General features: G+C 65.4%; 8 protein-coding genes and 1 pseudogene. 8 read left to right on the forward strand and 1 reads right to left on the reverse strand.

Annotation, left to right across the window (positions count from 1 at the left end; all coding sequences use genetic code 11):
• Positions 1-53 precede the first annotated feature (53 nt).
• From G7016_RS07195 to G7016_RS07230, 8 genes and pseudogenes are all read left to right on the forward strand, one after another.
• The gene (locus G7016_RS07195; RefSeq protein WP_181112238.1) at positions 54-5,153 is read left to right on the forward strand and encodes a trifunctional serine/threonine-protein kinase/ATP-binding protein/sensor histidine kinase; all 5,100 of its coding nucleotides are present in this window, start codon (positions 54-56) and stop codon (positions 5,151-5,153) included.
• A gap of 55 nt (positions 5,154-5,208) precedes the next feature.
• Positions 5,209-6,087 (forward strand): LysR substrate-binding domain-containing protein, encoded by an 879-nt coding sequence (locus tag G7016_RS07200; RefSeq protein WP_181112240.1) that lies wholly within the window; start codon positions 5,209-5,211, stop codon positions 6,085-6,087.
• Positions 6,088-6,178: 91 nt separating this feature from the next.
• A complete protein-coding gene (locus tag G7016_RS07205; protein WP_181112242.1) occupies positions 6,179-7,216 on the forward strand; it encodes a putative 2-aminoethylphosphonate ABC transporter ATP-binding protein in 1,038 nt (345 codons plus the stop codon).
• Positions 7,216-8,922, forward strand: a pseudogene (locus G7016_RS07210) (putative 2-aminoethylphosphonate ABC transporter permease subunit). Before G7016_RS07205 ends, G7016_RS07210 begins: the two are co-directional and overlap by 1 nt.
• Positions 8,923-8,942: 20 nt before the next feature.
• Positions 8,943-9,770, forward strand: a complete 828-nt coding sequence (gene phnX / locus G7016_RS07215) for a phosphonoacetaldehyde hydrolase (RefSeq protein WP_181112245.1) — start codon at positions 8,943-8,945, stop codon at positions 9,768-9,770.
• Positions 9,771-9,798: 28 nt separating this feature from the next.
• Positions 9,799-10,818: a putative 2-aminoethylphosphonate ABC transporter substrate-binding protein gene (locus tag G7016_RS07220; protein WP_181112247.1), complete on the forward strand. Its 1,020-nt coding sequence runs from the start codon at positions 9,799-9,801 to the stop codon at positions 10,816-10,818.
• 16 nt (positions 10,819-10,834) lie between these two features.
• Positions 10,835-11,971, forward strand: a complete 1,137-nt coding sequence (locus tag G7016_RS07225) for a TIGR03364 family FAD-dependent oxidoreductase (RefSeq protein ID WP_181112249.1) — start codon at positions 10,835-10,837, stop codon at positions 11,969-11,971.
• 135 nt (positions 11,972-12,106) lie between these two features.
• On the forward strand, positions 12,107-13,618 hold the full coding sequence (locus G7016_RS07230; protein WP_181112251.1) for a phospholipase effector Tle1 domain-containing protein: 1,512 nt from the start codon (positions 12,107-12,109) through the stop codon (positions 13,616-13,618).
• Here the strand turns inward: G7016_RS07230 and G7016_RS07235 are convergent, their stop codons facing one another.
• Entirely contained in the window at positions 13,619-14,671 is a 1,053-nt protein-coding gene (locus G7016_RS07235) for a diguanylate cyclase (RefSeq protein WP_181112253.1), read from the reverse strand.
• Positions 14,672-14,843 lie beyond the last annotated feature (172 nt).

Here is a 14,843-nt window from a genome sequence, read left to right on the forward strand (position 1 = left end):
GATGGCCACTATCCGGCGGGCCAGTGGGGCCCGCTTCCAGGCCAAGGGCAGCCATGGACGCTGTGTATGCAAGCGAAGACGGCCCCGTGCCTGGCTTCGAATCGTTCGATGAACATTGGCTTGCCGGCCTGCATTGGGCCCCTCTGGATGTCGAGGATGGCATAAGCCGCTGGCGAGTAACCAGCGCCGATGGCCTGCGCCGCTGGCTGCTGGTACGGGCAGACCACCCTGCCACTGCTGAAGCTCACGCCTGGCTTGATCGTGAATACGCCCTGGCACCGAGCCTGGGCGCCGCTGGGGCATTGCGCCCCCTCGGCCGCCTGACCACCCGCGAAGGGCCCGCCCTGGTGCTGCAGGACGGTGGCCAGCCGGCCTCCACCGTGGTAGGTGCCTTGCCGCTGGAAGGCTTCCTTACCTTTGCGATCAACGCCAGCGCTGCCCTTGCCGTCCTCCATGAGCGCGGCATCATCCATAACCACCTGTGCTCGCGCCATTTGATGGTGAGCAGCGAGGGCCGGGTGAGGCTGACCGGCTTCGGCGCGGCAACAGCAATAGACAACCATGCCAGGGCCCCGGCCGGTGCATGGCCGAGCCGCTACGCCTACCTCGCGCCAGAAGCGCACACCGTTGGCGCTGCGTCGGTGCGCCCCGAGACAGACCTGTACGCCCTTGGCGTTACCTTCTTCGAGCTGCTCACCGGGCGCTTGCCTTTCGAAGCGAACGATCCACTGGAATGGCGTCAGCAGCACCTGGCGGTCACCCCGCCCCGGCTGTCCCGGTTTTGCCAGGGAGCCCCCGAACCCCTGGAGCAGTTGATCGCCCGTTTACTCAGCAAGCAGCCCGAACACCGGCCTGCGTCGGCGCGCCTGCTTGAAGCTCAACTGTGGCGCTTTCATAACGAATGGCGTGAATACGGCACTCTTCACGCCAACACCGAAGCACCGCTCCGCCTTCCATTGACGGTGACGCTGGTGGGCCGCGAAGCACCGATGGCGGTATTGAACGAGGCGGTGCAAGCCCTCTACGACGGGCACGGCGGCGCGGTGTTCATCAGTGGCGAACCGGGCATCGGCAAGACCAGCCTGGTACGTGGCATGCGCCAACGCCTGGGTGCACAAGCGCCGCTGTTTGCCAACGCGAAATGCGAGCTGGCACGCCACCCTTTGCCCTATGGTGCCCTGTGCGCGGCCCTGGGTGCGCTGTTCACCCGGCTGGCAGGCGCCTCGCCAGAGCAAGCGCAACCCGTGGCCGAGCGCGTGCGCCTGGCTTTGGGCGATCAGGGCGATACCCTGAGCCGCCTGGTACCGGAGCTGCAATGGCTCACCGGAGTGCTGCCTGCCGCCAGCGAACCTTCGGTGAGCGAAGCGCGGCGCAACCTTCTGGGGTTGTTCCAGCGGCTACTGGCAGCGTTGGCCACGCCTCAGTCCCCTGTGGTGGTGTTCCTTGATGACGTGCAGTGGGTGGATCACGAAACCCTGTCGTTCCTTGCCGAGCTCAGCGCCCGGGACTTGCACCACGTTCTGCTGATCGCCGCCTGTCGCAGCGATGCCTTGGCCACCGATCCTGCTCTGGTCCGTTTGCTGGGGCATTTCCAGGCGCTGGGAGAGCGCTGTCGGGAGATCAGCCTCCTCCCGCTTGGTGTCGATGACATCGCCACCGTGCTCGACGCTCGGCTGAGCCTGCACAGTACCGAACGCGACTCGCTGGCACACCGGCTGCATCAGCGCGGCGCTGGCAACCCGCTGTATATCGATCAGGTTATCGCTGTACTGGGCGATCTCGAGCGGCCGGAGGCGGCGATCAACCTTCCTGTGTTCGCCGACGTGGAAGCACTGTTCACCACCCGCCTGGATGACCTACCCGAGCGCACTCGGGAATTGCTCAGCGTGTTGGCCATGCTTGGCAACCATACGCCGCTGGATGACCTGGCCGCTGTTACCGCAACCGACCCTGCACCGCTCACCGCCATGCTGCGCCCGGCGATCACTGCCGGGCTTGTGGCAGAGAGCCGTGGCGGGCTGGCGTTCGTGCATGACTCGATGCTTGAAGCGGTTCGCGCACGCTTGCGCGATGACATCCAGCAGGCCATGCACCTGCAATTTGCGACCATTCTGCTGGGGCGTTTATCGGCCCAGGCAGACGCGCAGGCGTTGTTCCGCGTTGCCGGCCAGGTGCTGCGCGTCGACCACGCGTTGCTCGGCAATAGCCAGCGGCAGGCATTCGTGGCGGTGCTGGTCCGCGCCGCGGATACTGCCCGCGCGGCTGCCGCGCCAAAAATTGCCTTGCGCTATCTGGCGCAGGCACAGCGCATGCTCGCCGCCGCCTCCCCCGGCTTGCGGGCATTGACCCGAGAGGTGGACCTTCTTCAGGTGCAGTGCCTTATTCTCGATGCCGACCATCTGGCGGCGGAGCGGCATATCGCAACGCTGCTGCAGCACCCACTGGACGCCCTGGAAGGTGCCAGCCTTTACCGGCTCGCCAGCGAGATACGCGCATTGCGAGGTGACTACAGCGGGGCCGTGCAAACGATCATCACGGGGCTGGCCAGCCTGGGCGTGAGCATGGCCCTTGATCCGTCCTGCGAGCAGGCCAAACAGGCCTGGGAAGGGCTGCTTCACGATCTCGCCGGTCGATCGCCGAGTGTGTTTCTCAGCCTGCGCCCGGCGGCTGATCCGCTCGTGGAGGCCCTGATCGAACTGTTGGCCAGCGTGTTGATTCCCGGTTCGTTCATCAGCCCCACACTGATGCTGGTCACGGCCTGTCAGATCGCCCGCCTTACCCTCGCCCACGGCCTCACCGCCGCCAGCATTCCCGGCCTTGCGTGGCTGGGCGTGACCTGTGCCCACCGCTTTGACGCTCATGCGCTAGGGTTCGGCTTCAGTCACTGCGCCGTTACGCTGGCCGAGCAGCCTCGCTACGCCAGCGGGCGGGTGGCAGCCTTGGTGGCACTGGACCAGGTGAGCGTATGGACCCAGCCTCTGCCCTTCGCACTCGAATGCGCCGAGCAGGCGTACAGGTCGAGCCTGGCGCAAGGCAGCCCGAGCCTGGCGTGCTTCTCCAACACGCATATCGTGTCGGACCTGTTGGTGCTGGGCGCGCCCATCGAGCGCATGCTCCGGCAAATCGACGCCGGCTTGAACCTGGCGACCAACCTGGAGTACGCCGACGCGCAAAGCATTCTGTATATCCAGGCCCGGTACATTCGGCGCCTGGCCGGGGATGTGGGCGGGTCTGTGCCGATCCCCGAGCGTGCGGAGCTGGCCCAGCGGGTGGAGGCCAGCACCATGGGGCCTTTGCATTTCTGGTGGGAGCTGTTCGACGGGCTGTTCGAATTCCTCGAAGGCAACTTCGCCGCGGCCGCCTGCCGCATGGATGCCGCCTGGGCGCTGGCCTGGGCGGTACCGGCGCACATCCACCTGATCGACCTGGCACTGTTCACCGTGCTGAACCGCGCGGCGCTGCAGACCGCCACCGGCATCGCACAGAATTTCGACTGCCCGCTGAGCTCCCTGCGCCTGTGGGCAAGCCTCAACCCTCGGTATTTTGCCGACCGCCTGGCGCTGGCCGAAGCCGAAATATGCCGGGTTAACGGTGACAACCTGGGCGCGCTGCAAGGCTATGAAACCGCGATTGCCCATGCGACCCAGTGCGGCGCCATTCATATTCAAGGGCTGGGCCATGAACTGGCTGCCCGCTGTCACCACAGCGTGGGGCTGGAGGTGTCGGCCCGTCATCACTGGCGGCTGGCGCGCGATGCCTGGGTGCGCTGGGGCGCAGGCGTGCTGGCCCGGCAACTGGAGGCCGAGCATCCGTTCCTGCTGGAGCCCGATCGCTTCGCGTTCAGCCATCCCGCTCAGGCCACCGCGCAGCCGCTGGATGTGATGTCGATCACCCGCGCCTGCCAGGCGCTTTCCCGGGAGATCGAACTCGATGCCTTGGTGACGAACCTTTTGTCCACCACGGTGATGTATGCAGGGGCCACCGATGCCGCGCTGCTGCTGGCCGATGGCGACGAGCTCACGCTACGCGCAACAGCCCACGCCAATGTCGGCGGCGTGGAAGTGCAGTTGTGCGAGGCGCAGCCGTCACCCACGGCCCTGCCCCTGAGCCTGATCCATGCCAGCCTGCGTGGGCGCACCTCGCTGGTGGTGAACCGGCCCGAGCAACTGCGCGGCTATGCCGATGACAGCTACCTGCGACGGCTGGAAAACGGCTCGGCGCTGTGCGTGCCGCTGCTCAAGCAAAACACTGTGATTGGCCTGCTTTACCTGGAAAACAGCCTGGCCCCCGAGGTGTTCGAACCCTCGCGGGTGGAGGTGCTGGAATGGCTGGCGGCCCAGGCAGCGATCTCCCTGAGCCACGCCCGCCTGTACAGCAGCCTGGTGGAGGAAAACCAACGCCGGCAGCAGACCGAAACAGCCCTGCGCGCGGCACGCGGCGAGCTGAACCGCACCGCCCAGGCCACCATACTTGGCGAACTGGCCGCCTCTATTGCCCATGAAATCAACCAGCCGCTGCTGTCGATCCTTACCAATGCCGGCGCCAGCCTGCGCTGGCTGCAGCGGCCACAGCCGGAGATCGGCGAAGCCAGCGAAGGCCTGCGCGACATCAAGAGCGAGGCCCAACGCGCCGCCGACATCGTTACCGCAATCCGCTCCCTGGCCCGCCAAACCGTGCCGGAACGCCAGCCTGTGGCCCTGGATGCGCTTATCCGCCAGGTACTGGCGGTCACCCAGGCAGACATCGACGACCGCCAGGTAGCACTTATCCTCAACCTGCAGTCGCCCGCCCTGGTCGAAGCCGACGCGGTACAGGTTCAGCAAGTGGTGCTGAACCTGGTGAACAACGCGATGGATGCCATGCAAACCCTGCCTGCGACCCAACGGCGCCTCACGGTAAGTACCGAACCGGTGCCTGGCGGCGTGCTGGTGATGGTTGAAGACACCGGCCCAGGCATAGCGCCTGACCAGGCCGACAAGGTTTTCCAGGCGTTCTACAGCACCAAGGCGAGCGGCATGGGCATGGGCCTGGCGATCTGCTCCTCGATCATCAGCGCACACGGCGGCGTGTTGCACACCCACACCGGGCGCGAGGGTGAGCATTTGTTCCTGTTTACGTTGCCGGGGGTGGAAGGGGGTTCGCCCCCTGAATGATTTCGTAGGCGCGGCTCTGTTACCCTGCGTGCAACCTTCACCCGAGCCCCACCCCATGCTTGCTTCAGAGCTCAAAGCCTTTTACATGGTTGCCCGCCTGGGCAGCATCACTCAGGCAGCGAAGAAGCTTGGCCTCAGCCAGCCTACGGTCACTACCCAGATCCGCAACCTGGAGGCCCAGTACGGCATCGAGCTGTTTTACCGAGGCGGGCGCCGTTTGGTGCTGAGCGACGAGGGCGCGCGTTTGTTGCCCATGGTCAAACAGCTGTTGCAGCAGGAAGCGGACATTGAATTCCACCTGCGTAACGCTAGCCAGCTGCAAGGTCGGCTGCGCCTGGGGGCCACCGCGCCCTACTACGTGCTGGACCTGGTAAAGCGGCTACGCGAGCGTCATCCGCAGATTCAGGTAAGCCTGGAGATCGGTAACTCCCAGCAGGTCATCGAAGCGCTGGAAGAGCACCGCGTGGACCTTGCCGCCTCCTCGCAACTGGAAGAAGACAGCCGCTTTACCCGGCTGGTACTGGGCCATGACCCTCTGGTGGTGGCTGCTCATCGCAGCCATCCCCTGGCCGCCTGTGCCGCGCTGCCGCCCGCCGCGCTCGCGGGGCACTGCCTGCTGATGCGCGAGGCTGGGTCGACCACGCGCCTGCTTACCGAGCACATGCTGGAAAGCGCAGGCGTAAAGGTGAACGCCACGGTGGAGATTGGCAGCCGCGAATCCATCCGCGAGGCGGTGTTGCGTAACCTGGGGGTGAGCGTGATTGCCCGCCACGAGGTGCCGGAAAACCCCGACTTGCGCGTGATCGCCCTGGAGGGCGCGCCATTGATCGCCGAATACCTGTACTGCCTCAAGGACCGGCGCCATGCCCGCCTGCCCGCGGCTTTGCTGGCGCTCGCTCGGGAAACCGCACTACCCGCTTCGCAAAACCACTGATACGGCTATCGCCGCTTTTGGGTTAACTGCCATCAAGGCTTAGCAGGCCGCGCCCACCATGGGCCTCGTTTCCTTCAACGAGGTTCGGTCCATGGGTACGGTAAGTCTGCACATCAGTGGCGTGCATAAAGCTTTTGGCGCCTTCAAGGCGCTGGGCGGCGTATCGCTGGACGTGCGCGCCGGCGAGCTGGTTTGCCTGCTGGGCCCTTCCGGCTGTGGCAAAACCACACTGCTGCGTTGCTTGGCCGGGCTCGAGCGGCAGGATCGCGGGTGGATCACCGTCGGCGAGCGCGACGTGTCCACTTTGCCGCCCGCTGCCCGCGACTATGGGATCGTGTTCCAGAGCTACGCGCTATTCCCTAACCTCAGCGTGGCGCAAAACGTTGCTTACGGCCTTGCGGCATTGCCTCGCCAGGCATGCCGCGCCCGAGTGCACGAAATGCTGGAGCTGGTGGGCCTTCAGGGCAGCGACCGCAAGTTTCCCGGCCAACTGTCCGGCGGCCAACAGCAGCGGGTGGCGCTCGCTCGAGCATTGGCACCCAACCCTTCTCTACTGCTGCTGGACGAACCGCTGTCGGCGCTGGATGCGCAAGTGCGTGACCACCTGTGTGCAGAGCTTCGGCAACTGCAGCAGCGCCTGGGCATCACCACCTTGATGGTCACCCACAACCAGGACGAAGCCATGCTGATGGCTGACCGCATCGCGGTCATGAACGAAGGCCGAGTGGAGCAATACGGCACTGCCGGGGAGCTGTATCAACACCCCCGCACACCGTTCGTGGCGCGTTTCTTCGGCCAGGGCAATTGGCTGCCCTTCCATCTCGAAGGCCAGCAGGCCCGCGTCGGTACCCTGAGCGTGCATCTGCCGGCTGGCCCCTTGCATACGCAGGGCCGATTGTTCTGTCGCCCTGAAGCGGTACTGGTCAACCCGCAGCCGGGCGAAGAAAACCGGTTCAGCGCGCAACTGCGGGGCGAGACGTTTCTGGGGAACCACCGCCGCCTGGCATTCGAACTGGATGCAATGCCCGGCCATACCTTGCAGGCGGAGCTCCCCGCAATGGCGCCCCCGCTGCACCCAGGGCCGTTATGGGTGGCCTTGCCCTCGCGGCATTTGCAGGTATTCGCCTGATGGACCGCGCTATTGTGCTGCAGGAGCCCACGCCAGCCCGCCGTTTGCCGGCCGACCTTGGCGATCGCCTGCTGATCGGCGCGGGTATGGCTACGCTACTCGGTTGGCTGACTCTGGCCTTGGTGTGCCCCTTGCTGGCCATGCTCTGGCGAGCCCTGAGCGATACCCCTGGGCAAGGCGGTGGCCTGAAGGCCGCAACGGCAATGCTCGCCAGCGAGCACTTCCGCTGGTTGCTGACCAATAGCCTTTCCAGTGCCTTGGCCGTTACCTGCCTGGTACTGCCGCTGGCCTATGGCTTCGCTTATGGCCTGCAGCGCGCCTGTGTTCCGGCCCGGCCGCTATGGCGCGGCGTGGCGCTGCTGCCGCTGCTGGCGCCCTCGATGCTACCCGGCATCGCATTGATCTATCTGTTCGGCAATCAAGGGGTGCTGCGCGCATGGCTGCCGGGGAACCTCTACGGTTTCTGGGGCATTGTGCTGGGCCAGGCGATTTATTGTTTCCCCCATGCCCTGATGGTGTTGATGTCCACCCTTGCGCTCGCGGATCGGCGGCTGTTCGATGCCGCGGCCAGCATGGGGGCCTCGCCCTGGCGGGCGTTTCGCTCCATCACCTGGCCGTCTTCCCGGCAAGGTGTATTCGCCTCGGGATGCCTGGTGTTTACCTTGTGCGTGACGGATTTCGGCGTGCCGGTAGTGGTGGGCGGGGATTACCAGACGCTGGCGCTGGAAGCCTACAAGGCCGTGGTCGGCCAGCAGCAATTTGGCCGCGGTGCGCTGGTAGGCTTGATGCTGCTGGTGCCCGCCCTGCTGAGCTTCGGGGTAGACCTGTGACTGCGCCGGCGCCAGCGCGACGCCATGAGCGGCCGCGGTCAAGCCTGGCACCCGCAGCCTTCGCCAGGTCGCGATCGGGCGTATCTGCTGCTGATACTGCTGGTATGTGCAGCCCTGATCGGCGTGTTCGGCATGGCGGTGTACGCCTCGCTGGCGCGGTTCTGGCCGTACGACCTGTCGCTCTCGCTGCAGCACTACGCTTTTTCGGATCTTCCCGGCGGATGGCAGGCGTATCGCAACAGCCTTGCTTTGGGCCTGGGTACCGCCACCGGCGGGGTGGCGCTGGTGTTCCTTGCCGCCTGCCTGCTGGAAAAAACCCGCGCCACGGCGCTCACCCGCACGCTGCGCCTGCTGTTGTTCATTCCCATGGCAGTCCCTGGGTTGGTGCTGGGGCTGGGTTATGTCTTTTTCTTCAACCTGCCTGACAACCCACTGAACCTGCTGTATGGCAGCCTGCCGTTGATGGCGATGTGCACCATCGCGCATTTCCTGACCACCGCGCATTTTACCGCCAGCGCGGCGGTGCGGCAGCTGGACGCCGAGTTCGAGGCCGCCGCGCTTTCGTTGAAAGTCCCTCTGCTGCGCCACTTCCTGAGGGTCACCCTGCCGCTGTGCCTGCCTGCGCTGCTGGACGTGTTTCGCTACCTGTTCGTGTCGGCGATGACCACGGTGTCGGCGGTGATCTTCCTCTACAGCCCCGACAGCATGCTGGCGGCCATTGCGGTGCTCAACCTCGATGATGCCGGGAACACTGGCGGCGCCGCCGCGATGGGCTCGTTGATTCTGCTGACCAGCGCCCTCGCCTCCCTGTTGCTGGCGGCCCTCTCCCGCCGCGCCGTACGCCGCAGCCAAGCCTGGCGCGCAGCCACTCATTAACCCCAGACGGACCCTTGCCCATGACCTATCAACCGCCCACTCACTTGCACGCCGCCATTCTCGACTGGGCCGGCACCGTGGTGGATTTCGGCTCGTTCGCGCCAACCCGCATTTTTGTCGAGGCCTTTGCCAGCTTCGACCTGGCCCTCAGCCTGGAGGAAGCCCGGGGGCCCATGGGGCTGGGCAAATGGGCACACATCCGCGCGCTGTGCGACCAGCCTGCGGTGGCGGAGCGCTTCCAACGGCGCTTCGGTCGGCTGCCCACGGATGCCGACGTCACGGCCTTGTATGAGCGGTTCATGCCCTTGCAGATCGAAAAAGTGGGCGAGCATTCAGCGATGATTCCCGGCGCCCTGGACGCTATCGCGAGCCTGCGGGAGCGCGGCCTGAAGATTGGCAGTTGCTCGGGCTACCCTCGCGCGGTGATGAACAAGGTAGAAGCCTTGGCCACCGAGGCCGGTTATCGCCCTGACCATGTGGTGGCCAGTGATGAAGTGCCGCGCGGGCGACCCTCCCCCGCGCAGGCGCTGGCCAATGTGATTGCCCTGGAAATCGAGGATGTGGCGGCGTGCGTCAAGGTGGACGACACCGCCCCCGGATTGCTCGAAGGCCGCCATGCCGGTATGTGGACGGTAGCGCTGCGCTTCTCCGGCAACTGCCTGGGCTTGAGCTGGGAGGACTATCAGGCGCTTGGCCATGAACCACGTGCTGCCGCGCGCCAGCGCATCGACGCCGAGCTTGGCCCATGCCGGCCCCATTACCTGATCGACACCATTGCCGAACTACCGGCCATCGTCGACGCCATCAATGCCCGCCTCGCCCGCGGCGAACTGCCGAACGCACATTGACCCGCCCTTTATGAAAACGGAGCGCTCCATGACCAAACCCGCCGCATTGGCCGTTTCGCTGTGCCTGATCGTTGCTGCCCACGCCCATGCCGACACCGAGTTGACGGTGTATACAGCGCTTGAGGTAGAGCAATTGAAGCCCTACCAGGCCGCGTTTGAAAAACAGAACCCGGATATCCGCATCAAGTGGGTGCGGGATTCCACCGGTATTGTCACGGCCAAGCTGCTGGCCGAGAAAGACCGCCCCCAGGCGGACGTGGTATGGGGCCTGGCAGGTTCCAGCCTGGCGATCCTCCAGCAACAGGGCCTGCTACAGCCCTACGCACCGGCCAACCTGGCGCAGATCGGGCCCAACTACCGCGACGCCGCCAACCCTCCCGCCTGGGTGGGCATGGACGTGTGGGCGGCCACGGTCTGCTTCAATACCGTGGAGGCTGAAAAACAAGGGCTGCCCCGCCCCACCAGCTGGGCCGATCTCACCAAGCCGGTCTACAAGGGCAAGATCGTGATGCCCAACCCGGCGTCCTCCGGTACCGGTTACCTGGATGTCAGCGCCTGGCTGCAGCGCTTCGGCGAGGCGCAGGGGTGGGCCTACATGGACCAGCTGCACCAGAACATCGGCCAGTACACCCATTCCGGCTCCAAGCCCTGCAAGCAGGCCGCCGCGGGTGAGTTCCCCATCGGTATCTCGTTCGAGTACCCAGCCGTGCAACTCAAGCGCAAAGGCGCACCCCTGGATGTGATCTTGCCAAGCGAGGGCCTGGGCTGGGAAATCGAAGCCACGGGCATCATCAAGGGCACTCCGAAACTGGATGCTGCGCGCAAGCTTGCCGATTTCTCCGCCAGCCCTGCGGCCATGGCCTTGTACCGGGAAAACTTCGCGGTGCTGGCGCAACCGGGCCAGGCGGCGCCCTTTGCCGAGCTGCCCGCCGACTACGAACAGCGATTGATCAAGAACGACTTCACCTGGGCGTCGGAGAACCGCGATCGAATCCTGGCCGAATGGCGCAAGCGCTATGACGGTAAATCCGAACCCCTTGCGCAATAAGCCGCTGGAGCTTTGTATGAATGAATCGCACAGCGACCTGATCATCGTCGGCGCCGGCATCCTCGGCCTGGCACATGCCTGGGCCGGCGCGCGCCGCGGCTTGCGGGTGACCGTGTTCGAGCGCAGCCACACGCCCCTGGGCGCGTCGGTACGCAACTTCGGCCAGGCGTTGGTCAGCGGCCAGGCGCCGGGGCCGATGCTGGAGCTGGCGCGCGAGGCCCGCGCCCTATGGGCCACGTTGGCTACGGAGGCGGGGCTGCACCTGCGCCAGCAGGGCTCGCTACTGTTCGCCCGCACCGAAGCCGAAGAAGCGTTGCTGGAAGCCTTCCGCGCCGGCCGAGGAGAAGCCCTCGGCTACCGCACCGAACTGCTGCGCGGGCCCGCTCTGGCCGGGCTCTACCATGGCCGCTTCGCTCATCATCGCGCAGCCTTGCATGGGCTGGACGATCAACAGGTGTATTCGCGTCAGGCGCTGCCTCAGATCGTGGAATATCTGGCCACACAACTGGGTGTGACGTTCCATTTCTCAACCTTGGTGCGGGACGTGTCCCCCGGCGAGGTGCTAACCACCCGGGGCCGTTTCACCGCTAGCCAGGTGGTGGTGTGTTCGGGCCATGATTACCAGACCTTGCTGGCCGAACCTCTGGCCAGGCTGAACCCACAGGTGTGTGCGCTGCAAATGCTCCGCGCGCGCCCCCGCCAGCCGCTGGACCTGCACCACGCCCTGCTCACCGGCCTGAGCTGCGTGCATTACGGCGCCTATGCCGACTTGCCCGAAGCCGAAGCCATCCGCGAGCAGATCCGCCGTGAGCAGCCGGAACTGGAAAACCATGGCATTCACCTGCTGATCAGCCCGACCCCCTACGGGGACTTGATCATCGGCGACTCCCACGCCTATGGCAGCGACGCCTCACCTTTCAATGCCGAAGCGGTGGACAGCCTGCTGCTTGAACTGGCCGAGCACACGCTCGGCTGTAAGGTGGACGTGATCGAACGCTGGCAGGGCGTATACGGCTGCCGGGGCCCCGGGCCGTTCAGTGTCACTCGCGCAGGCGACGGGGTAACGGCGGTATTGATGCATACGGGGCTGGGGATGAGCGTGGGGTTGGCGCTGGGGGAACAGGTGATCGCCGAAATGTTCGGCGCCAGGTAGGCGCTCGCGGCAGCCAGCGAACAAAGCCTCTGCCTGGTTCGCCCTGCCAATGCACACGCTGCTACGCTGCATTAACTACCCCGGCAGGTCGTCCGCTATCGCCGTGTGGTCCCGCGGATACCCGCCGAGGTCACCATGGATGCGCTTCGTGTCTCGCACGCCCCTGCCTGGGCCATCTGGCTGCTCATGTCGAGCCTGCTTGCCGGTTGCGCCGCAAACCCCCGCGGGCCGGAGCCTACCCCGAATGCCGATACCTCCCGGGGTCAAACCCTGCAGTTAGCCAAGGAACCCGACCAGGGCGGGCCCAGCTGTATCCCCGACGGCCAGGTGGACCTGCGAAACACTGACCCCGACGACAGCTATGAGCAGGTCACTGCCCGCTGGAAACAACTGGCCTGCCGCTATAAAGCGACCCAGGGGCGCAAGCTGCTGGTATTCCTGGACGGCACGGCAAACAACAAACAGAGCAGCACGAACATTTGGCGATTGTACGATCTGGCGCTGAAGGCGGCGGACCACGGCCAGCCGGTGATCCCCTATTACGACCGGGGCGTGGGCAATGACAAGCGCTCGCAGGTGACCGGCAACCTGTTCGGCTCCGGTGTGAGCCTGAACGTACGCCAGGCCTACCGCTTCCTCGCCCAGGCCTACCGGCCGGGAGACCAGATCTACCTGTTCGGTTTCAGCCGTGGGGCCTTTACGGCACGCTCGCTCAACGGCTTTATCGAGTTCGCCGGGCTGCTGGATGCTGAGGCGCTCGGGGTCGACTGGGGAGATCGCATGCCAGCCTTTACGGGGCTTACCCGGCTGCACCGGGAGGCCAATCACCTGTACGAAATCTACTTCAGCCGCGATACCGGCAGTGCCCGCTTCGAGCCCACCCTGCGCAAGCATCTGCAGGATTATGAGAAGCAACACGGCCTGCCGGTGCGCCCGGTGACAGTCGAAGCCATCGGCGTGTTCGACACCGTGCCGGCCGCCGGGCTGCTGCGCGACGAGGAGCCCGACGACCATCGCATCGGCCTGTACGCCCGCCGGGGGTACCATGCGATGTCCCTGGACGAGCAGCGTGACGACTTTCGCTTGCAGCGCTTTTTCGCCCCCTTGCGTGACGGGCAACGGTTACAGGAGGTGTGGTTCGCCGGCGTGCACGCGGATGTGGGGGGCGGCTATGGCGCGCCGGCGCTCAGTGGCTGCCCTCTCGACCCAAACCTTCCCAAGGCGCAGCAACCCATCGGGTTGGAAGCAACGCCGCTGCGCTGGATGCTGGGCAACTTCACTGCCGATCGCATTTTCGCCGACGCTCCCTGGCCGCAGGAATGCCTGGATGGCCGCCTGCACGACGAGTTCCTCGACAGCGTGGGCCTGAGACAGCGGGTATTCCGGCTGGCTGGCCTTAACCGCCGACACCCCGTGGTGGGGGACACCGTGGACGGCAGCGTGCTTTGCCGTATGCAGATCACCTTGGCCGAGGGGGTGCGGCACTGCGAACGCGAGCCCGAGGGGCACTATCGCCCGGCCAACCTGGGGGATGATCCGCGGCGGCTGTTCAAGGTACTGCCGCGCGCCTGCCCGGCAACGGCAAGGCCGCAGGCCCAGCGCGAGCAAACCGCCGACGCGCCAGTCACCCGCTGCGCCACGCCCTGATCACACCGGCAGTTCCTGCAACCACAAGCGGTTCTTGCCGCTGTGCTTGGCCCGGTACAGCGCTTCATCGGCCGCTTGCAGCCAGTCCCGCTCGGAGCCGTACTTGCGTGAATAGGGCACCAGGCCAATGCTCAGGCTGGCCTGGGCCACAGGCGAGGCGCCGTCGGTCCAGTCGCTGAAGCGCTTGCGAATATCGTTAAGCTGATCGAAGGCCTGGCTCACGGTTATGTCGTAGAGAATCACGCAGAACTCGTCGCCGCCGTAGCGCCCAGGTACCGCTTGGGGCCCAAGCCCGGCGCGCAGGAGGTTGGCCAAGCGGGCGATGATCGCATCACCGACCAGGTGCCCATGGCTGTCGTTGATGGTCTTGAAGTCGTCGATGTCCAGCAAGGCAAGGATGGCGACCTTCTGCCCGCCACGACATTCCCGCCAGGTGGCGCGCAGCCGCTCCAGCCAGGCGGCCTGGTGCAGCAGGTTGGTCATGCCGTCCAGCGTACTGATCAGCTTGAAGGCTTTTTTGTGCACCGCCAGCTGCACGGCCAGCCGGTAGCTCGCGCTGCCCACCGCCAGCGGGTAGATCACCAGCATCGGCAAGCAAGCGAGCATCTGCAGTTCGGTGGTGTGGGGTGCCAACTTGAAACCGGTGAGCAGCAACGCGGCAATCACGCCAACCCCTTGCAGCAACACTGTCCAGCGCAACAACGCCCAACCGCCAGCGGCCACCGCATTCATCAATACCATTGCCAGCAGCAACACCGAGGGCAACAGGTTGAGCGCCATCTGGCCCGCCCACAGGCCCGCAAATGCGCCGTCCAGCAGCAGGCTGCGGCGCTCCGCCGTGTAGGGGTCCAGGGCGGCCCGGTTTACCCGGTAGGCCAAGGTGGGCCACACAAACGCGTTCAGGCCTATCAGTGCCCACACCCAACTGCTGGTACCGCCATTGCTCAGCGCCACCGCAACGATGAATACCGCACTGAGCACGCAGCCCAGGGACCGCGGGCCATAGATTCGGCGGGCAAAATCACGGCCCAGTTCGCGGCGGCTGCTCGGCATGGCTTGGTCATTCCTGATGGCTTACTAACGGATAGCCAACGCCGGCGTTCGGGCTCGCACAGATGGCAAGCGAGCCAAGAGGCTCGCGGGCGGGATAATGTCACTTTGATATAAGCGGAACAATGGCCAATGGATTACTTTGCTTGGCCTTCCGACCGGCGTAGTAGAGCCG

It is taken from the genome of Pseudomonas japonica (genome assembly GCF_013522925.1).
GTDB lineage: Bacteria > Pseudomonadota > Gammaproteobacteria > Pseudomonadales > Pseudomonadaceae > Aquipseudomonas > Aquipseudomonas japonica_A.

Coding starts and splice junctions, on each gene's coding strand:
- G7016_RS07205 (WP_181112242.1), top strand. CDS start 6,179: ATGGGTACGGTAAGTCTGCACATCAGTGGCGTGCATAAAGCTTTTGGC.
- G7016_RS07200 (WP_181112240.1), top strand. CDS start 5,209: ATGCTTGCTTCAGAGCTCAAAGCCTTTTACATGGTTGCCCGCCTGGGC.
- G7016_RS07220 (WP_181112247.1), top strand. CDS start 9,799: ATGACCAAACCCGCCGCATTGGCCGTTTCGCTGTGCCTGATCGTTGCT.
- G7016_RS07225 (WP_181112249.1), top strand. CDS start 10,835: ATGAATGAATCGCACAGCGACCTGATCATCGTCGGCGCCGGCATCCTC.
- G7016_RS07230 (WP_181112251.1), top strand. CDS start 12,107: ATGGATGCGCTTCGTGTCTCGCACGCCCCTGCCTGGGCCATCTGGCTG.
- G7016_RS07235 (WP_181112253.1), bottom strand. CDS start 14,671: ATGCCGAGCAGCCGCCGCGAACTGGGCCGTGATTTTGCCCGCCGAATC.
- phnX (WP_181112245.1), top strand. CDS start 8,943: ATGACCTATCAACCGCCCACTCACTTGCACGCCGCCATTCTCGACTGG.
- G7016_RS07195 (WP_181112238.1), top strand. CDS start 54: ATGGACGCTGTGTATGCAAGCGAAGACGGCCCCGTGCCTGGCTTCGAA.